At 67.7% G+C, this 18,795-nt stretch carries 20 protein-coding genes and 1 tRNA gene; 9 read left to right on the top strand and 12 right to left on the bottom strand.

The window, feature by feature from the left end; genetic code table 11:
* The first annotated feature begins 21 nt into the window (after positions 1–21).
* Positions 22–537, top strand: a complete 516-nt coding sequence (locus tag AAY78_RS00750) for a CGNR zinc finger domain-containing protein (RefSeq protein ID WP_046746469.1) — start codon at positions 22–24, stop codon at positions 535–537.
* A gap of 8 nt (positions 538–545) precedes the next feature.
* On the opposite strand, the gene AAY78_RS00755 is transcribed toward AAY78_RS00750, so the two are convergent.
* The 3 genes from AAY78_RS00755 to AAY78_RS00765 all read right to left on the bottom strand — a co-directional run bounded on the left by AAY78_RS00755 (position 546) and on the right by AAY78_RS00765 (position 2,100).
* Positions 546–1,091 (bottom strand): type 1 glutamine amidotransferase domain-containing protein, encoded by a 546-nt coding sequence (locus AAY78_RS00755; RefSeq protein WP_046746470.1) that lies wholly within the window; start codon positions 1,089–1,091, stop codon positions 546–548.
* A 140-nt stretch (positions 1,092–1,231) separates the two neighbouring features.
* A tRNA-Lys gene (locus AAY78_RS00760) sits at positions 1,232–1,304 on the bottom strand.
* A 136-nt stretch (positions 1,305–1,440) separates the two neighbouring features.
* Positions 1,441–2,100 carry a fasciclin domain-containing protein gene (locus AAY78_RS00765; protein WP_046746471.1) on the bottom strand — a complete coding sequence of 220 codons (660 nt, stop codon included), beginning with the start codon at positions 2,098–2,100 and terminating at the stop codon, positions 1,441–1,443.
* A gap of 174 nt (positions 2,101–2,274) precedes the next feature.
* Here AAY78_RS00765 and sigK point away from each other — a divergent pair, with 174 nt between their 5' ends.
* From sigK to AAY78_RS00785, 4 genes are all read left to right on the top strand, one after another.
* On the top strand, positions 2,275–2,862 hold the full coding sequence (sigK, locus tag AAY78_RS00770; RefSeq protein WP_046746472.1) for an ECF RNA polymerase sigma factor SigK: 588 nt from the start codon (positions 2,275–2,277) through the stop codon (positions 2,860–2,862).
* On the top strand, positions 2,859–3,647 hold the full coding sequence (locus AAY78_RS00775) for an anti-sigma factor (protein WP_046746473.1): 789 nt from the start codon (positions 2,859–2,861) through the stop codon (positions 3,645–3,647). Before sigK ends, AAY78_RS00775 begins: the two co-directional genes overlap by 4 nt.
* 29 nt (positions 3,648–3,676) lie before the next feature.
* The gene (locus AAY78_RS00780) at positions 3,677–4,306 is read left to right on the top strand and encodes a hypothetical protein (RefSeq protein WP_046746474.1); all 630 of its coding nucleotides are present in this window, start codon (positions 3,677–3,679) and stop codon (positions 4,304–4,306) included.
* A 205-nt stretch (positions 4,307–4,511) separates the two neighbouring features.
* Positions 4,512–5,396: an aminodeoxychorismate lyase gene (locus tag AAY78_RS00785; RefSeq protein ID WP_046746475.1), complete on the top strand. Its 885-nt coding sequence runs from the start codon at positions 4,512–4,514 to the stop codon at positions 5,394–5,396.
* 221 nt (positions 5,397–5,617) lie between these two features.
* On the opposite strand, the gene AAY78_RS00790 is transcribed toward AAY78_RS00785, so the two are convergent.
* The 8 genes from AAY78_RS00790 to AAY78_RS00825 form a co-directional block, all read right to left on the bottom strand.
* A complete protein-coding gene (locus AAY78_RS00790) occupies positions 5,618–6,469 on the bottom strand; it encodes a type IV toxin-antitoxin system AbiEi family antitoxin domain-containing protein (RefSeq protein WP_052748585.1) in 852 nt (283 codons plus the stop codon).
* Positions 6,470–6,720: 251 nt separating this feature from the next.
* Positions 6,721–7,500, bottom strand: a complete 780-nt coding sequence (pstB, locus tag AAY78_RS00795) for a phosphate ABC transporter ATP-binding protein PstB (protein WP_017828973.1) — start codon at positions 7,498–7,500, stop codon at positions 6,721–6,723.
* 28 nt (positions 7,501–7,528) lie between these two features.
* Positions 7,529–8,632, bottom strand: coding sequence for a phosphate ABC transporter permease PstA (pstA, locus tag AAY78_RS00800; protein WP_046746476.1), 1,104 nt, complete (start codon positions 8,630–8,632; stop codon positions 7,529–7,531).
* Position 8,633: 1 nt separating this feature from the next.
* The gene (gene pstC / locus AAY78_RS00805; RefSeq protein ID WP_021199103.1) at positions 8,634–9,584 is read right to left on the bottom strand and encodes a phosphate ABC transporter permease subunit PstC; all 951 of its coding nucleotides are present in this window, start codon (positions 9,582–9,584) and stop codon (positions 8,634–8,636) included.
* Between the two features lie 92 nt (positions 9,585–9,676).
* Positions 9,677–10,783 carry a phosphate ABC transporter substrate-binding protein PstS gene (gene pstS / locus AAY78_RS00810; RefSeq protein WP_046746477.1) on the bottom strand — a complete coding sequence of 369 codons (1,107 nt, stop codon included), beginning with the start codon at positions 10,781–10,783 and terminating at the stop codon, positions 9,677–9,679.
* A gap of 171 nt (positions 10,784–10,954) precedes the next feature.
* Positions 10,955–11,944, bottom strand: a complete 990-nt coding sequence (locus AAY78_RS00815; protein ID WP_046746478.1) for an NUDIX hydrolase — start codon at positions 11,942–11,944, stop codon at positions 10,955–10,957.
* Positions 11,941–14,106: an RNA degradosome polyphosphate kinase gene (locus AAY78_RS00820; RefSeq protein ID WP_046746479.1), complete on the bottom strand. Its 2,166-nt coding sequence runs from the start codon at positions 14,104–14,106 to the stop codon at positions 11,941–11,943. The genes AAY78_RS00815 and AAY78_RS00820 overlap by 4 nt, the downstream gene beginning before the upstream one ends.
* Before the next feature lie 49 nt (positions 14,107–14,155).
* A complete protein-coding gene (locus tag AAY78_RS00825) occupies positions 14,156–14,839 on the bottom strand; it encodes a winged helix-turn-helix transcriptional regulator (protein ID WP_046746480.1) in 684 nt (227 codons plus the stop codon).
* A gap of 71 nt (positions 14,840–14,910) precedes the next feature.
* Here AAY78_RS00825 and AAY78_RS00830 point away from each other — a divergent pair, with 71 nt between their 5' ends.
* The 3 genes from AAY78_RS00830 to ygfZ all read left to right on the top strand — a co-directional run bounded on the left by AAY78_RS00830 (position 14,911) and on the right by ygfZ (position 17,108).
* On the top strand, positions 14,911–15,201 hold the full coding sequence (locus tag AAY78_RS00830) for a hypothetical protein (RefSeq protein WP_046746481.1): 291 nt from the start codon (positions 14,911–14,913) through the stop codon (positions 15,199–15,201).
* Between the two features lie 172 nt (positions 15,202–15,373).
* On the top strand, positions 15,374–15,976 hold the full coding sequence (locus AAY78_RS00840; RefSeq protein WP_046746482.1) for an FABP family protein: 603 nt from the start codon (positions 15,374–15,376) through the stop codon (positions 15,974–15,976).
* A gap of 1 nt (position 15,977) precedes the next feature.
* On the top strand, positions 15,978–17,108 hold the full coding sequence (gene ygfZ, locus AAY78_RS00845; protein WP_171010968.1) for a CAF17-like 4Fe-4S cluster assembly/insertion protein YgfZ: 1,131 nt from the start codon (positions 15,978–15,980) through the stop codon (positions 17,106–17,108).
* A 21-nt stretch (positions 17,109–17,129) separates the two neighbouring features.
* Here the strand turns inward: ygfZ and AAY78_RS00850 are convergent, their stop codons facing one another.
* The gene (locus AAY78_RS00850) at positions 17,130–17,957 is read right to left on the bottom strand and encodes a class I SAM-dependent methyltransferase (RefSeq protein ID WP_046746484.1); all 828 of its coding nucleotides are present in this window, start codon (positions 17,955–17,957) and stop codon (positions 17,130–17,132) included.
* Positions 17,958–18,016: 59 nt separating this feature from the next.
* Between AAY78_RS00850 and AAY78_RS00855 the strand changes: the two genes are divergently transcribed.
* Complete coding sequence (locus tag AAY78_RS00855; RefSeq protein WP_046746485.1) at positions 18,017–18,766, top strand: phosphoglyceromutase; 750 nt, start codon at positions 18,017–18,019, stop codon at positions 18,764–18,766.
* Positions 18,767–18,795 lie beyond the last annotated feature (29 nt).

Here is an 18,795-nt window from a genome sequence, read left to right on the forward strand (position 1 = left end):
CCAGCGTGATGTAATGGTCTTATGCATCTCAAACCTTACGGTGAATACGCGGTACTGCTCGCCGCTTCTCTCGCCAACGACTGGCCGGCCGACCGCGCCGGGATCGAGGAGCGCACACTCGCGCAGGGGATGACGATGACCTTCCCGGCGGCTCCCGGCGACTACGAGCGGGTCAGGGACGTCATCGACGAATGGCTCGCCATCGTCGATGAGCCCGACCCCGACGCGCGAGCAGCGCTCCTCAACGCGCAACTCGCCGTCGCGGCCGCCTACCCCCGGTTGACGAACCACGACGGCGAGGGGTGGCACCTGCACTATCGGGACGACGTGCCGTCGCTGCCCTTCGTGCTGAGGGCGATCATCAGCCTCGGCACCTCGCTGCACCTGGTCACCCGGGGCATGAACCGCTTGAGCCGCTGCCAGGCCGCGCCCTGCACCAACGTCGTCGCGGATGTGACGCGCAACGGTCGTCAACGCTTCTGCTCCGTGCGCTGCGCCAACCGTGCGGCGGTGCGTCGGCATCGGGCGCGGGCCTAGCCCTGTCGTCAGGCGGTCTGCCCGGCGTGCTTGCCTTCGCCGATCTCCTCGACCAGCTTCGCGTTGAACGCCGGGAGGTCGTCGGGGGTTCGACTGGAGACGAGCCCCTCGTCGACCACGACCTCCTCATCGACCCACGTCGCGCCCGCGTTGCGCAGGTCGGTGGTCAGACTCGGATAGCTGGTGAGTGTCCGCCCATCGACGACGCCCGCCTCGATGAGGATCCAGGCGCCGTGGCAGATCACGCCGACCGGCTTGTGCTGCTCGAAGAAAGCCCGCGCCAGTTCGATGGAGGCCTTGTCCATGCGCAGGTGATCCGCATTGACGACGCCTCCGGGCAAGACCAGGGCATCGAACTGATCAGCTGTCGTCTCCGACGCGTGCAGATCCACGGCCTGCTCGTGCCCGTTCTTGCCGGTGATGGCTGCGCCGTCCGGGGCGATCATGGTCGCGCTCGCGCCTTCTGCCGTCACCGCTTCCCAGGGACTGGTGAGTTCGCTGTCCTCGAATCCGTCCGTTGCGAGGAATGCCACGCGGCTGCCGCTGAGGGTCATCGTTCATCCTTTCCTGGAGTGTCGTCCGCCGTTCGGGGACGACTCGACCATCTCTCAGGTCAGGCGGAGGCGAAAGGGGGTGGCCGATGCGAAGAGCCGGTGGTACAGGAAGGTCGTCGGTCAGATACGACGACGTGCGGTGGGCCCCGTGGGGCTCGAACCCACGACCCGCGGATTAAAAGTCCGATGCTCTGCCAACTGAGCTAGAGGCCCCTGCGTCAAGTCTAGTGCGCACGACGAGGGGCCGTCGGCGACACAGCACCGCCGACGGCCCCTTTCCTTCCCGGGTTCCTCCCCCTGCCCCGAGAAGGGCGCGTGCCGGGTGTCCTCCCACCCGGCTGTCCCAGGCTCAGGAAGCCGGGGGCATCAGAACCGTGTCGATGAGGTACACGGTCGCGTTCGCGGTCTTGACTCCACCGCAGATCACCTTGGCGTCGTTGACCATCAGGTCATCGCCGCTGCCCGTGACCTCGAGGTCAGCACCCTGCACCGTGGTGTGCGTGCCGTCGATGTCGGCCGGCTCGATCTGGCCGGGGACCACGTGGTACGTCAGGATCGAGCTCAGCGTCGCGCTGTCGGTCTTGAGAGCCTCGATGGTGGCCGGGTCGATCTTCGCGAAAGCGTCATCCACCGGAGCGAAGACGGTGAACTCGCCGCCGTTCAGGGTGTCGACCAGGTCGACGTCGGGGTTGAGCTTTCCGCTGACCGCAGCGACCAGCGTGGTCAGCAGCGGGTTGTTGGAGGCGGCGACCGCCACCGGGTCCTCAGCCATACCGGCGACCGAGCCCGCGCCGTCCGGCACAGCGTCGGCGTATGCCGCGCAACCGGGGCCGACCAGGTTGGCGGCCGGGTCCATCTCCATCGGCGTCGACTCCGACGTCTCCGGTGCCTTCGGCTCGGACGACGAGTCCGAGGTGCTGCCGCTGCCCATGGAACAGGCGGAGAGCAGGAACGCGCTCGCCAGGCCGAGGGTGATTGCCGCGGTGACCTTCTTCTTGGTGCTGAACATGTCGAGCTCCTTCAGAACTGAGCCACGGCCTCTCCGTGGCGTCGAGTGCTGTTCGGAGCCCCATCCGGATCGGATGGGACGAATCTGAGAAAAGTTTCTGATCGGTGCTCCGATCGGTCACATTCAGGTGACGCCTGCGCGCGATAGAGCCTCTGATGCGGCATGCTGTGAGAGATGGTCATCGATGGTTTCGACGTTCCCGACGAAGGAGCGACGCAGGATGCTGTCGCCGACCTCCTCGTCCGCGTCGCGTCCGGTGATCAGGCTGCCTTCGCGACTCTCTACGACACCCTCTCCTCTCGCGTGTTCGGTCTCATCCTCCGCGTGCTGGTCAACCGCTCTCAGAGCGAAGAGGTGCTGCAAGAGGTTTTTCTGGAGATCTGGCAATCCGCTTCGCGCTTCGCTCCGAACAGAGGTCAAGGACGAGCGTGGATCATGACGATCGCTCATCGCCGGGCCGTCGATCGAGTGCGAGCATCGCAGTCGAGCGCCGACCGGGATGTACGGGCAGGATTCAAGGACATCGGCATCCCGCACGACAGTGTGGCGGAGCAGGTCGAATTGGGGATCGAGGGAGGGAAGGTCGTCGAGGCGCTTTCGGGGCTTCCGGAAGCGCAGCGGGAAGCACTCGTCCTCGCTTACTACGGCGGTTACAGTCAGAACGAGATCGCGGCCCTCGTCGGGGCGCCGCTGGGGACAATCAAGACACGGATGCGAGACGGGCTCAGCCGTCTGCGCACGGCGATGGGGGTGACGGCATGAACGAGAAGGACTTCGAGGAGCTCGCGGCAGGTGCCGCCCTGCATGCGCTCTCCGCTGACGACGAACGTCGCTATCGAGCCGCCCTCGCAGAGCACCTCGAGGGGGAGGAAACGGTGGATGCGGATATCGCGACGGCTGCGCTCCTCTCAGACTCCGTGGAGCCCGTCACGCCCCCCGCGCACATCCGTTCCGCCCTGCTCGCCCAGATCGCCACCATCCCTCAAGACGGGGAGGATCGAACCGATCGCGAGGTCTCGGATGATGCGCCTCGGCTCGAGCCATCGAACGGGTCCGCGCCTGAGGGTCAGCCCGAACGCGAGAAGCCGCGCCGTTGGACGCGGACCATCTTCGCCCTGGCAGCGTGCCTCGCCCTGCTGGTCGGAGTCGGAGTCGGAGCGATCGCTCTCAACCAGCAGCTGAACCCGCCGGCGAGCGTTGTCGCTCTGCAGGAGATCGAGGCCTCAGGAGACGCTCAGCAGGCGACGGTGGAACTCGACGGTGGCGGAACCGCGACCGCGCACTGGTCCGGCTCTGCGGGCAAGGCCGTCCTCGTGGCGGATGGTCTTCCGAGCGCCGGCGACGGCAAGACGTACGAGCTGTGGTTCGTGCGCGGCGATGCGCCGGTCTCCGCCGGTGTCTTCGATGTCGACGGCGGTGATGCCACGGCACTGCTCGCCGGCGACATGCAGGCGGGCGACGCGATCGCAGTCACGGTCGAGCAGGCAGGCGGATCACCCACCGGCCAGCCCACGACAGACCCCGTGATCGTCATCCCCACGGCCTGAGCTGCTCCGATCGCGCGTACCCTAAAGGGATGCCCGAGCAGCACCATCGCCCCGTGCGTCGTCCGACGAGTGCTTTCGACAACATCGTCGGAGCGCACGATCCCGCCGAGGAGACTCGTATCGCGCACGCCACGGCGTCCGCCCTCTTGACGCGCGTCCGTGCGGACGAGAGCGGTGCGAGTGCGGAACGCCTGGTGGCATTCACTGCCGAGCACGGCATCGACGAGATCGCCGAGCTCTGGTCGAAGGCGCCGTCGCGCACGCTGCCCGGCGCGCTGTGGCGTCTCTACGTCCTGCAGCTCGCGATCCATGGCGACCCGCACACGGCGGCTCTCCTGTACGACCGTGGGCGCGTTGAGCTGCCGTCTGCGGATGCGGTGATCGCCGGGGCGCCTGTGCCGGCGAGCCCCGACGAGTTGGTCGTGCTGATCGACACGATCCTGCGCGGGGCGTTCCGCGGTGACTTCGCCGTCGCGCTCGACCGCGCCGCGGCGTTCTGCCGGGTGCAGGCGTCAGGTGCGACTCACACCGCGGACGACTACGAGCCGACAGAGCCGGCTCGGGCCAGTGAGTTGACCACCCGGGCCCTTCGCCTCAGCAGCTACGGCCAGGATCTGGCGGCCGCTGCCGTGCTGTGGCGCACGGACGCCCTCGCCTGAGCCGATCTCAGCGCGCAGGATGCTCAGGGCGTGAGGAACCCGGATACGAAAAGACCGGCCGGATATGAAAAGACCGGGCCGCAAGAACGCCTCTCGGCGGAAGGCCGCTCGCAGCGGCAAAAATTGGAGCCCGGGGTTATGCGGCCCGGCCATTCAATTGTAACGCGATGAGGCGATGGGTATTCCCGCCCTCTAGGCTCGGATCATGACCGGGCGCTTCGCACTCATGATCGATCCCGTGGCTGCCGACGTGCAGCGCTCCGACTTCGCGGACACGTTCACGCAGGTGGACGCCGCTGCGCCCGCGCTCAGCGTCGGGGAGCTGAGCACGCAGCGCGGTGACGGTGTTTTCGAATCCATCGGCGTGATCGATGGACATGCCCAGGAGGTGGTTCCGCACCTGGAGCGTCTCGCGCACTCCGCTCGGCTGTGCGACCTCCCGGTGCCGAATCTCGCGCAGTGGCGACAGGCGATCGATCATGCAGCGTCACAGCTCGGCGCGGGCGAGTCCGTCATCAAGCTCATCCTCAGCCGAGGAGTCGAGCACGGACCCACTCCGACCGCGTGGGTCACCGCTGCGCCGGCGGCCGACTTCACCGCCGTGAGGGAGAACGGGGTGCGGGTGGTCACTCTCGACCGCGGGTACGACCTGGACGCCGCAGAGCGGGCTCCGTGGCTGCTGCTGGGAGCGAAGACGCTGTCGTACGCCGTGAACATGGCCGCTCTTCGTGAGGCGCATCGACGGGGAGCGGACGATGCGATCTTCCTCTCGAGCGACGGCTTCGTGCTCGAGGCCCCGACCGCCTCGCTGATCCTCCGATTCGGAGACCGCTTCCTGACACCGGCCCCGACCGGTGGCATCCTGCACGGGACGACACAGCTCAGCGTCTACGAGCATCTCGCCGCTCAGGGCTTCGAGACCGGCTACGACCGCATCCCCGCGACCGACCTCACGCGGGCTGATGCTGCGTGGCTCGTGTCGAGCGTGCGCCTCGCGACGGCCATCACCTCCGTCGACGGCACGCCTCTCCCGGTCGACCACACCCTCACGGCCGCCCTGAACCGCTACCTCCTCTCTCCCCGCACCTGACCTCTCCGACCTACCGCGCACTCACCATGCCGCCCCACCGTGCCCGCACGGCGACGCCAGAACGGAGACCACCCGTCCGCTGCATGGCGTGTCTGGGCGCGACGCGCCATCACCTTCGCGACTGGTCTCCGTTTTGGCAGGAGGACGGGGCTGGCAGGGGGACGGGGATGGCTGGGGGACGGGGATGGCTGGGGACGGGGTGGCTGGGCGGGGTGGTGGAGTCAGACCGCCGGCGCGAGGTGGGCTCCGCGTGCGACGGCGCCGCGGATCGCGGCCTCGACGAGATGCCACTCGTCGACGATCAGCTCATAGGTGAAGCGCAGAGTCGTATACCCGGCAGCGGCAGCCGCGGCGTCACGCCGTAGGTCCTTGCTCCGCTCCTTCTCCCTGGCATGGTTCTCCCGGCCGTCGGCCTCGACGATCAGGAAGTCGCCGATGACGAGGTCGACCTCCCCGACACCGGAGACGTGAACCTGGGTCCTGACCGATATCCCGATCCGGTGCAGCCGAAGCCGGATGAGCGATTCGAGCCCGCTGTCCGCATCCGCACGAGCGAAGGCGACGAGCCAGCGCATCGACGTCGGAAGATGGCGTCGAAGCCAGATCAGCCCAGCGGGGGAGAGCAGTGATTGTCGCAAAGCCGATTCGAGCGCGGTGAAGAACGTGTCCTCGCCGCAGCACGCCGCGATCTGAAGGAGCGCATTCGGGACGGGCGCGGCTTCTCCGACGCGAACGTGGCCTTCATCCCAGTGCAGCACGCAGGCGTCGCACTGCGATCGTGGAGTCCCTGCAGCTCCCATCCAGATGTGATTCGTGGAAGGAAGCTCGAGCACCCAGAGCCCGTGCGCCGCTGCCGCTTGGGCACATCCGACCGTTCCTCCGTGAGACGCGGCATGAATCCAGGCCTCCGCAGTGTCGGGCAGCGCATAGACACCCTGACGCGGTCGCAGTACTTCACCGGAGTGCACCGCGCGCGAGAGCTCATCGCGGCTCACACCCCTCCGGCGAAGCTCCGATGTCCGTGCCATCCGCCCGAGCGCGCCCAGCACAGAAGCGGCGCGCACGAAGGACATCGCCCGATACTGCCCTGAGCACGCCATCGGTCGAGGCCGAAACCGCACGAGCTATGGACAACTCCCTGCATTCCGCGCCGGTGCAGGCACAGTGCACCTCGACCCGGGTAAGCCGAAACCCAGACCATCCGACGGTGCGACGGCGTGTCAACAGCTGACACGCCGGCAGCCACTCGAGTGGTCTGGGTTTTGGAGGAACAGCAGCAGGGGAGGCAGGGGAGGGGAATCAGCAGTAGGGGAGAGCAGTGGGCTCAACCGAAGCGGCCGGAGACGTAGTCCTCGGTGGCCTGCACGGACGGAGTGGTGAAGATGCTCGTGGTGTCGTCGTACTCGATGAGCTTGCCGGGCTTGCCGGTACCGGCGATGTTGAAGAACGCCGTCTTGTCGGAGACGCGGGACGCCTGCTGCATGTTGTGCGTCACGATCACGATGGTGAACTCGTTCTTGAGCTCGCCGATCAGCTCCTCGATGGCGTAGGTCGAGATGGGGTCGAGCGCGGAGCAGGGCTCGTCCATCAACAGCACCTGCGGCGACACGGCGATCGCGCGCGCGATGCACAGACGCTGCTGCTGACCGCCGGACAGGCCGGAGCCGGGCTTGTCGAGGCGGTCCTTGACCTCGTTCCACAGGTTCGCACCCGTGAGCGACTTCTCGACGAGCGCATCCTGATCGCTCTTCGACATGCGGCTGTTGTTGAGCTTCACGCCGGCGAGGACGTTCTCCTTGATGGACATCGTGGGGAACGGGTTGGGGCGCTGGAAGACCATGCCGACCTGTCGACGCACCAGCACCGGGTCGATGCCGGGGCCGTAGAGGTCCTTGCCGTCGAGCAGCACCTCTCCCTCGACGCGGGCACCGGGGATGACCTCGTGCATGCGGTTGAGCGTGCGCAGGAAGGTGGACTTGCCGCAGCCGGAGGGGCCGATGAACGCGGTCACGCTGCGCGGCTGGATGTCGAGGGAGACGCCCTCCACGGCGAGGAAGTCGCCGTAGTAGACGTTCAGGTCGTTGACTTCGATGCTCTTGGACACTGCAGTTCCTTGCTTTTCGGGTCGAGGCTCAGCGGCCGGTCTTGGGGGCGAAGATCTTCGCGACCAGCCGCGCGATCAGGTTGAGCAGCATGACGATGATGATGAGCGTCAGGGCGGCGGCCCATGCTCGTTCCACGTATGCCTCAGCGGGAATGCCCTGGTACGCGTACTGCGAATACGTGAACACCGGAAGGGTCTGCATGCGACCGCTGAACAGGTTGTAGTTCATGGCGTCGGTGAATCCGGCCGTGAGCAGCAGCGGTGCGGTCTCGCCGATCACGCGGGAGATGGCGAGCATCACACCCGTCGTGATGCCGGCGATCGACGTCGGCAGGACCACCTTGACGATCGTGAGCCACTTCGGCACGCCGAGCGCGTAAGACGCCTCGCGCAGCTCGTTCGGCACCAGCCGCAGCATCTCCTCGGTGGAGCGCACGACGACCGGGATCATGAGCACGGCCAGGGCGACAGCGCCCGCGATACCCATACGCACACCGGGCCCGAAGATCAGCGCGAACACCGCGTAGGCGAAGAGACCAGCGACGATCGAGGGGATACCCGTCATGACGTCGACGAGGAACGTGATGGTGCGTGCCATCCGTCCGCCCTTGCCGTACTCGACCAGATAGACGGCCGTCATCAGGCCGATGGGGATCGAGATGATCGCAGCAGCCAGCGTGACGAGCAGCGTGCCGATCACCGCGTGCAGGGCGCCGCCTCCCTCGCCGAGCACACCACGCATCGACGAGGAGAAGAAGAGTCCGTCGAAGCGGGCGACGCCGTTGGCGACCACGGTGATCGCCACCGAGACCAGCGGGACCATCGCGATCGCGAACGCCGAGGTGACGATGCCGGTGATGAGACGGTCGAGCGCCTTCCTGGAACCCTCGACGATGCGCGACATCACGTAGATGAGCACGAGGTAGATCACAGCGCCGAGCACGACGGAGCCGGCGATGTTGAGGTCGGATCCGCTGGCGACGGCCTCGAGGGCGAACGGCGTGAATCCGATCAGGAGCGAGACGGCGAGCAGGGCCCAGGGCGCCCAGCGGGGGAGGTGTCCCGAGCTGAGCGAGAGCTGAGAGGGGGCCGCGCTGGCCGTGCGAGCGGACTCGGGGGCGGTAACGGTCATGTCAGTTCGCTCCCGAGAATTCCTTGCGGCGGTTCACGAACCAGCGTGCGAGAGCGTTCACCGCGAACGTCACGACGAACAGGATCAGACCGGTCGCGATGAGGATGTTGATGTTGACCTGGTACGCCTCCGGGAACGTCAGCGCGATGTTGGCGGCGATCGTGGAGGGGTTGGTGGAGGTGAGCAGTTCGAACGTGACCGCCTTGCTCACCGAGAGCACCATCGCGACGGCCATGGTCTCACCGAGCGCGCGGCCGAGGCCGAGCATCGAGGCGGACACGATTCCGGAGCGGCCGAAGGGGAGGACAGCCATCCGCACCATCTCCCAGCGGGTGGCTCCCAGGGCGAGGGCTGCCTCCTCGTGGAGGCGAGGGGTCTGCAGGAAGATCTCGCGGCAGATGGCCGTGATGATCGGGACGACCATGACCGCGAGCACCATGGCGGCGGTGAGGATCGTGCGGCCCGTGGGCGAGACCACACCGTCGAAGAAGGGGATCCAGGAGGCGTTCGTGTTCAACCAGACGTAGATGGGCTGAACCGCCGGCGCGAGGACCAGGATTCCCCAGAGGCCGAAAACGACCGAGGGGACGGCGGCCAGTAGATCGACCACGTAGCCGAGCCCTTGGGCGAGGCGGCGCGGGGCGTAGTGCGTGATGAAGAGCGCGACCCCGAGCGAGAGGGGGACTGCCAGCAGAAGGGCGAGAAAAGCCGCCCACACGGTCCCGAACAGGAGCGGGCCGACGTAGTCCCAGAAGTTGGTCTTGAGGAGCGAGGCGTCTTCGGCCGTCGCGGTGAAGGCGGGGATCGACTGAACGATGAGGAAGATCGCGACCGCGGCCAGCGTGATCATGATCATGGATCCGGCGGCGACCGCCGTTCCGGAGAACCAGAGGTCACCGGCGCGTTTCTTCGCGACGATGCGCGTCGACGCCGGCGAGGTCGTGGCTGTCATGGGAGCTGCTTCCTGCTCAGTGGAGATCGGGTGTCTGACGCGAGCAGACGGTCTCCGGGATGCCGCGGGGCATCCCGGAGACCGTCACCAGCTCACTTGATGAGGTCGATCGCAGCCTGTGCCTGCGTGCGCAGGTCGTCCGAGATCGGGGCGCTGCCGGCGTTGGTCGCGGCGGCTTCCTGGCCTTCGGCGCTGATCGCGGTCGTGAAGAACGCCTTGGTCAGTGCGGCGACGTTCTCGTCCTCGTACTCGGCGCAGCCGATGAGGTAGCTGACGAGGAGAACCGGGTAGGCGCCTTCGGCGGTGGTGGTGCGGTCGATCGCGAAGGCGAGGTCACCGTCGGTGCGGCCTTCCTCGATCTTCGAGGCGTCGAGCGTCGCTGCGGCGCCCTCGGCCGAGTGCGGCACGAACTCGTCGCCGACCTTGACGTTGACCGACGAGAAGTCCGCCGCCTGCGAGGAGTCGATGTAGCCGATGAGGCCCTGACCGCCCTTGACGGCGTTGGCGACGCCCGAGGTCTTCTCCGCGGACTCGCCGGCGAGGTCGGCCGGCCACTCCTCGACGCTGCCTGCGGTCCACACGTCACCCGCGGTCTGCGCGAGGTAGTCGGTGAAGTTGCCCGTGGTGCCCGACTTGTCGGAGCGGTGCACGGGGGTGATCGCGAGGTCGGGGAGCTTCGCGTCGGGGTTGTCCTTGGCGATCGCCGGGTCGTTCCAGTTGGTGATCTTGCCGGCGAAGATCGACGCGATGGTCGTCGGGTCGAGGTTCAGCTCGTCGACCCCGTCGAGGGAGAAGACGATGGCGATCGGCGACACGTAGGCCGGGATCTCGATGAGGTCGGAACCGTCGACGCAGGCGCCGAAGCCGCCGGCCGAGATCTCGTCGGTCTTGAACGCACGGTCGGAACCGGCGAAGTTGACCGCGCCCTGCTGGAAGGACTCGCGTCCACCACCGGAGCCCTGCGGGTCGTACTCGACCTGGGCGTCGGGGTTGGTCTTCTGGAACTCCGCGGTCCAGGCCTGGATGGCGACCTGCTGCGAGGAGGCGCCGGCGCCGACGAGCGAGCCGCTGACCGCTGCGCTGTCGGAGGTGGGAGCGTCGGTGGAACCGGTGCCTGCTTCGTTCGCGGCACAGCCGGCGAGTGCGAGAGCGGCGACGGCGCCAATGGCGCCGATTCGTGCGATTCGGGAGATCTTCACTGTGGATCCTTCGATCTGGAATGGGTGGGGCCCGGTGCAGGGCACACAGTGACGCTATGGGCGACGGTTAACGAGACTCTCCCGAGCAGGTGAACGGCAGGTGAACGGCGGGCGACTCTCTGGGGGTCTCCCGCGGGATTCCGGGCCTGGGCCGTTGAGCCTGTCGAAGCGTCAGACCTTGGGGACGTGCGTCTCGATCGCGATGATCCCGGATCCGGGGTTGGTCGCAGAGAGATGCACGACCGAGAACGCCGCCGGTTCGAGGTCCGACGCACTGCTGAGATACGACCCTTGGATGGTGCCGGTCGCCAGCGCGATCTCCGAGAGCAGGCCCGGCAGCACGGGGCCGTGACTGCACACCACGGCCGGCTTGCCTGCGCGGATCCGGCGGCCGACGACGGAACGCAGATCGGAGTCTCCGTCCTCCCAGGCGTCCTGGCTGATCTTCTCGGTCTTCACGATCTTGCGATCCAGCGCGCGCGCGAGCGGAGTGACCGTCTCGACACAGCGCACCGCATCGCTCGACACGATCCGGCGCACGCCGAAGGCACGAAGCGGTCCGACGATCGACTTCGCCTGCTTCCGTCCGCGGTCGGTCAGGGGGCGGGAGGCATCGGATCCGTCCCACTCCGAGCGGGGAGTGGCCTTCGCATGGCGCAGCGCGATCACCGGGAACGTGCGCAGCACACCGTCGTCGACGAGCTTGGCGAAGAAGTCCAGGATCTCGAGATCGACCGGGTAGCTCAGGCGTGCGCGGGCCTTCTTCACGCTGACCCACTCGAGCGCGGCGATCTCCCGGTTCGGCACGAAGGTCGATTCGCGGATGGCCACGTCTGTCGCCTCCGCGGCCCAGTAGTGCACGACCTTCTGCTTCTGCGAGGCGAGCAGGTACCGGCTCACGCCGACCGAGACGCCCAGCGACACCCGGATGCCGGTCTCCTCGTGCACCTCGCGGACGGCGGTCTCGGCGAGCATCTCGCCGGGGTCGACCTTCCCCTTGGGCAGCGTGACGTCACGGTACTTGGTGCGGTGGATCAGCAGGATGCGCAGCTTGCCCTCGACCACACGCCACACGACGGCACCCGCCGCGTACACCGCCTTGTCCGTCCACTTCGCACTCGTCGTCGTGTCGGCCGGGAGCTGCAGCTGCCGGCCGCTCATCGAACCGCCCGAGCCCGACGGCGCCGCTGGATCAACCCCATGGTCTTATCCTGCAGGTCGATCAGAGGCTTGCCGTCCGCATCCGTGGCGTGGCGCGTCCAGACTCCCTCAGGGCCGAGGTGCCACGACGAGGTGCCGTCGTCCATCGCCAGGTCGAAGAACGTGCTGAGCTCCTTGAGGTGGGCGGGGTCGGTGACGCGCACGAGGGCCTCGACACGACGGTCCAGGTTGCGGTGCATCATGTCGGCGCTGCCGATGTAGACCTGTGGGTCGCCGCCGTTCTCGAAGGCGAAGATACGCGAGTGCTCCAGGTAACGTCCGAGGATGCTGCGAACCGTGATGTTGTCGCTGATGCCGTCGAGGTCGGTGCGGAGACTGCAGATGCCGCGCACCCAGACGTCGACCTTCACTCCTGCCGCGCTCGCCCGGTAGAGAGCGTCGATGATCTCCTCGTCGACCATCGAGTTCACCTTGATGCGGATGTGCGCGGGGATGCCGGCCTCGGCGTTCTTGCGCTCCGCGTCGATCTGACGCACGAGCCCCTTGCGCAGGTGCAGAGGGGCGACCAGCAGGCGCTTGAACTTCTTCTCGATCGCGTAGCCGCTGAGTTCGTTGAACAGACGCGTCAGGTCTTTTCCGACCTGCGCATCCGCGGTGAACAGTCCGAAGTCCTCGTAGATGCGGCTGGTCTTCGGGTTGTAGTTGCCGGTGCCGACATGCGAGTAGTGCTGGAGCTTGCCGTCTTCCTCGCGGATCACGAGGGCGAGCTTGCAGTGCGTCTTGAGTCCGACCAGGCCGTACACCACGTGCACGCCGGCCTTCTCCAGCTTGCGGGCCCAGACGATGTTGTTCGCCTCATCGAATCGCGCCTTCACCTCGACGAGCGCGAGCACCTGCTTGCCCGCCTCGGCCGCGTCGATGAGCGCCTGCACGACGGGGCTGTCTCCGGAGGTGCGGTACAGCGTCTGCTTGATGGCGAGCACGTGCGGGTCGCGGGCGGCCTGCTCGAGGAACGCCTGCACGCTGGTGGTGAAGGACTCGTACGGGTGGTGGACGAGCACGTCGGACTTGCGGATCGCTTTGAAGATGTCGGCCCGGGTGCTCGATCCCGCGGGCTGGAAGGCGACGGCGGTGGTGGGCAGGTGCGGCGGGTACCGCAGGTCGGGGCGATCGATCCGCGACAGGTCGAAGAGTCCGCGCAGATCGAGCGGCCCTGGAAGGCGATAGACCTCCAGGTCGGTGATGTCGAGTTCCCGGACCAGCAGGTCCATGGTCACGTCGTCCATGTCGTCGGTGATCTCGAGCCGGATCGGAGGCCCGAACCGGCGACGCAGCAGCTCGGCTTCGAGCGCCTGGATCAGGTTCTCGCTCTCGTCCTCCTCGATCTCCACGTCTTCGTTGCGGGTGAGACGGAACGCATGATGGTCGAGCACCTCCATGCCGGGGAAGAGGTCGCCGAGATGGTTGGCGATGAGCTCTTCGAGCCGCAGGAAGCGCTTGATCTCGCCGCCGCCCGGTACCTCGACGAAGCGGGGGAGCATGGGCGGCACCTTGAGACGCGCGAACTCCTGGCGCCCCGTGCGGGCGTTGCGGATGCGGATCGCGAGGTTCAGCGACAGACCGGAGATGTACGGGAACGGGTGGGCGGGATCCACGGCGAGGGGCATCAGCACCGGGAAGACCTGTGCGGAGAAGTACTCGGAGAGCGCCGTGCGCTCGTCGTCGGTCAGCTCCGACCAATCGGCGATCTCGATTCCGGATTCGGCGAGAGCGGGTCGCACCAGCGACGTCCACGCGTCGGCATGGCGCAGCTGCAGCGCGTGCGCCTCGCGCGAGATGTCGGCGAGGGCGTCGACGGGGGAGCGGCCGATGTTGGTGGGCACGGCGAGGCCGGTCATGATGCGTCGCTTGAGGCCAGCGACGCGCACCATGAAGAACTCGTCGAGGTTGCTCGCGAAGATCGCCAGGAAGTTGGCCCGCTCCAGTTCGGGGAGCGACGGATCCTCGGCGAGCTCCAGCACGCGCTGGTTGAAGGCGAGCCAGCTCAGCTCGCGATCCAGGTAGCGGTGGTCGGGGAGCTGGGCGTCGTAGGACTCGATGGCGTCGAAGTCGTCGTCTTCGGCATCACCCAGCCCGGCGTCGGCGAGTGCGGGATCGATCATGGGGTACATCTAAGCACCGAGAAGTGACGCGCGTGTGAACGGAGTCGCCTCACCCCGCGCTGGCCAGGCCTTCGTCTTCGTTGACGTTGAAGCGGTAGCCGACGTTGCGCACCGTTCCGATGATCTGCTCCTGGTCACCGAGCTTCGCCCTCAGTCGTCGCACGTGCACATCGACGGTGCGGGTGCCCCCGAAGTAGTCGTAACCCCAGACCTCGCTCAGCAGCTGCTCCCTGGTGAAGACGCGAGCCGGGTGGGTCGCCAGGAAATGCAGCAGCTGGAACTCCTTGTAGGTGAGGTCCAGAGGTCTGCCGCGCAGCTTCGCCGAGTAGGACTGCTCGTCGATGGTCACGCCGGATGCCTGCACGCGTGCGGGTTCGGCGACCTCGTCGCGTCGTGCCAGCACGAGACGCAGCCTGGCATCGATCTCCGCCGGACCCGCGGTGGAGAGGAGCACGTCATCGATGCCCCAGTCGCCGGAGAGGGCGCTCATCCCGCCCTCCGTGACGACGAGCAGCAGCGGGGAGTCCTGTCCTGCCGTCCGCAGCAGACGGCACAGCGACTTCGCCCCGACGAGGTCGTGACGGCCGTCGACGATCACGACATCATGATCGGGCGCACTGATCAATTGCGAGGGCTCTGCGGGGATCTGGCGCGTGCGGTGGCTCAACAGCTCGAGCGCGGGGAGCACCTGCTCGGAGAGCGGAGCGTTGGTCAGAACCAGGACCTGGGCCACACGCACTCCTCACAGACGCGGATCGACGTCGTGCCGCCATGATACCGGGAGCGATAGGTCACAATGGAGACATGACGGATCCCGCACTCGCACCGCGCAACGCGTTCGTCGGTGTGCTCGTCGTCTGGGCCACGGCCTTCCTCGCGACCGTCGTCATCGGCATCTTCGTGCCGGAGGAGTGGCGTGTGCCGTGGCTCCTCGTCGGCTTCGGCGGCGTCGTGCTCCTGTCGTTCGCCGTGCAGCTCTGGTACGGGCGCACTCAGGGCTTCATCTTCCGGGTGGCCGGCAGCGTGATCGGCGCTCTGCTGCTGATGGGGATCATCTCGGTCGGGTTCGGCCTCGCAGCGCTGATCCCGACCTGATTCCCGCCTGATCCCCGCCGTACGTCGGCGCGGCGCGGTAAGGTGGAGCACATGGACCTCATGGCGCTCGAAATCTTCTTCATCGGCCTGCTGGGCCTTGCGAGCCTCGCTATCGTCTTCGTCTCGGCGGTGGTGCTGCGCAACCTCTTCCGCGGCCAGCGCTGACCGGACGATGCTCGAGCTTCCCGTCGACCTTCCGGCCGATCTCGTCCCCTTCGCGTGGCTGATCGGCGTCTGGGAAGGCACCGGCGTCATCGACTATCCGGTCGGCGACGAGCGTCTGCAGGGAGAGTTCACGCACCGGGTCAGCTTCAGCCATGACGGCGGTCCTTTCCTGAACTACTCCGGAACGGCCACCCTTCTGACCGACGAGGGTGCTCCGGCGGCCGCACTGCTCGCCGAGACGGGATTCTGGCGACTCGCGCGTCCGGCGGCAGCGGCTGATCCCGGCCCCGCGCTGTTGCCTCCCACCGCGCCGGCCGTGACCCGCACAGTCGACGACGTGGAGGAGTTGCGCGCTCCGAGCGGCGGATTCCCGATCGAGGTCTCTCTCGCACACGCCGACGGTGCCCTCGAGCTCTACATCGGCGAGATCAACGGGCCGCGCATCGACATCGGTTCCGACGCCGTCGTGCGCAGCGCCGGCGCGAAGGTCCACACCGCTTCTTCCCGCATGTACGGCCTCGTCGACGGTCATCTGCTGTGGGCGTGGGACATCGCCGCCCTCGGCACGCCTTTGCGCTCGCATGCGTCGGCCCGGTTGGCCAAGGTCTGACGTGTCCGCCTTCCACCAGGTCGACGGTGCGGTCTCCGACGGTGAGGTCATCACTCATTTCGGTGATGCGTTCCGCGAGCAGCGGCGTCTCGCCGACGGCGCGGCCCTTGCGCCGCTCGGGGATCGCACGGTCATCGAGGTGGCGGGTCCCGAGCGCCTCACCTGGCTCGACTCGATCACCTCGCAGTCGGTGGGACGTCTCGCGCCAGGAGACAGCACGGAGCTGCTGATCCTCGACCCGCAGGGTCGCGTCGAGCACGCCGCCGGAATCCTCGACGACGGCTCATCGGCGTGGTTGATCGCCGACAGCGGCGATGCGGAAGCGCTCGCCGCCTGGCTGACGCGCATGAAGTTCCGTACCCAGGCGACGGTCGAGGTGCGCTCCGACCTCGAGCTGGTCGGCTACATCGACGGCGGGACCGTCGGAGCGAGAGTCACCGCTGCCGCGTTCGCCCCGAACGGCGTCGCCCTCGTCTGGGCAGACCCGTGGCAGCGCATCAGCGTCGGAGGTCATCAGTACGCGGAGGTCGCAGAGCATCCTGCCACCGATTTCGCCTGGCGGGTGGCCGTCGTCACGGAGGAATCCGCTCGTGCTCTCGCCGGTTCCCTCGATCGGGAAGCCCTCGCAGGGAGTCTTGCGGCCGAGGCGCTGCGGGTCGCGGCGTGGCGTCCTCGGTGGACGACCGAGGTGGACGAGCGCTCGCTGCCCCACGAGTCCGACTGGATCCGCAGCGCGGTCCACCTGAACAAGGGCTGTTACCGCGGCCAGGAGACCGTCGCCAAGGTGCACAACCTCGGGCATCCGCCTCGACGGCTGGCCGCACTCCACCTCGATGGCAGCGATGCCGTCCTGCCGGAGCCCGGTGCGCCGGTCTTCGCGGGCGATGACGAGGTCGGCCACCTGACCTCCGTGGCCCGGCACCACGAAGACGGCCCGATCGCGCTCGCGATCCTCTCCCGGCGCGCACCGGTCGGCGACCTCGTCGTGCGTGCGGAGGGCATCGACATCGCTGCGTCCCAGCAGGTGATCGTCCCGGCGGATGCCGGTTCCGTGGCCGACATCCCGCGCCTCACACGGTTGTCGCGACGGCCGGCGGCGCCCGACCCGCGCGACGCACGCGACGCTGGCTGAGCCGACGTCACCGGCCCGGAGTCAGTCCGCGCGCGGAGCGACGGCCTTCCATGGCAGCGTGAGCTCGCCCAGACGCCAGCGCGTGCGCCCACCGATCACGGGCCAACCCTGATCACGCAGTGAACCGACCGCGGCGAGGAAACGCTGCGTCGCCCCGAAGGTCGACAACGGCGCGGCACGGTCCCATTCGCGATCGAGGTCGACCAGGAGGGCATGGATGCGTTCGCCGGTGACGTTGCGGTGGATCAGTGCCTTGGGCAGGCGTTCGGCGACGATGCTCGGGTGCTCGAGGTCCGCGAGCCGGAGCGAGAGCGTGAACCGCAGCGGGGTCGCCTGTGCATCGATGTCGATCCAGCTCGAGACGCGGCCGATCTCGTCGCAGGTGCCCTCGAACAGCAGGCCGCCGGGCGCCAGCCGGGCGGCCATCCGTGACCAGGCGCCGGGGACATCCTGCTCGTCGTACTGGCGCAGCACGTTCATCGCGCGGATCACGGCTGCTCTGCGCCCATCGGGAAGCGGAACCTCGAAACCGCCGCGCGCGAACGTCACCGGAAGGTCGGACGCGAAGGAGGTTCGGCCCGCGCGCACCTCGTCGAGCTGCGCATCGGCCGTCGCGACGCGGGCGGGGTCGATCTCCAGTCCGCGCACCTCCACGTCGTCACGCACCCGGACCAGGCGCGTGGCGAGCTCGAAGGCCGTGACCCCGCTGGCGCCGTAGCCGAGGTCGACGACCAACGGGTCGGATGCTCGGCGCAGCGCCTCACTCGCGGCGATCCAGCGGTCGTTTCGCCGAAGGCGGTTCGTCCCCGTGGTGCCGCGGGTCGGCCGACCGAGGGGAGATGACGCCATGTCTCCATCCTCCCAGCATCCGACTCGGGTCCTCAGCCCCGGGCGGATAAACTGACGGCATGACTGCGACGCGCACCCTCATCCTGCTCCGCCACGGCCGGAGCGAGTGGAACGAACTGAACCTGTTCACCGGTTGGGTGGACGTCCGCCTCAATGCGCAGGGCGAGAAGGAGGCACGCCGCGGCGGCGAGCTGCTGGCGGAGTCCGGCATCCTGCCCGACGTGCTGCACACCTCGCTGCTGAGCCGTGCCATCCAGACGGCGAACATCGCGCTGGATGCCGCTGATCGTCTGTGGATCCCGGTGACCCGCTCCTGGCGCCTGAACGAGCGTCACTACGGCGCGCTGCAGGGCAAGGACAAGGCACAGACGCTGGAAGAGTTCGGCCCGGAGCAGTTCCAGCTGTGGCGTCGTTCGTTCGATGTGCCGCCGCCCGTGCTCGACGACGAGAGCGAGTTCAGCCAGGTGAACGACGTCCGTTACGCGCACATCGACGGCGAGGTGCCGCGCACCGAGTCGCTCAAGCTCGTCATCGACCGCCTGCTGCCCTACTGGGAGAGCGCGATCGTCCCCGACCTCGAAGCCGGCAAGACGGTGCTCGTGACGGCGCACGGCAACTCGCTGCGTGGTCTCGTCAAGCACCTCGAGGGCATCAGCGACGACGACATCGCCGAGCTGAACATCCCGACCGGCATCCCGCTGGTGTACGAGCTGGACGAGAACAACGTCCCCACCGGCCCCGGCCGCTACCTCGACCCCGAGGCCGCCGCCGCCGGTGCCGCCGCCGTCGCGGCGCAGGGCAAGAAGTAGAAGCCCCTGCGGATACGACGGAGCCCCCG

Source organism: Microbacterium sp. Ag1 (assembly GCF_001005635.1).
Taxonomy (GTDB): Bacteria; Actinomycetota; Actinomycetes; order Actinomycetales; family Microbacteriaceae; genus Microbacterium; species Microbacterium oxydans.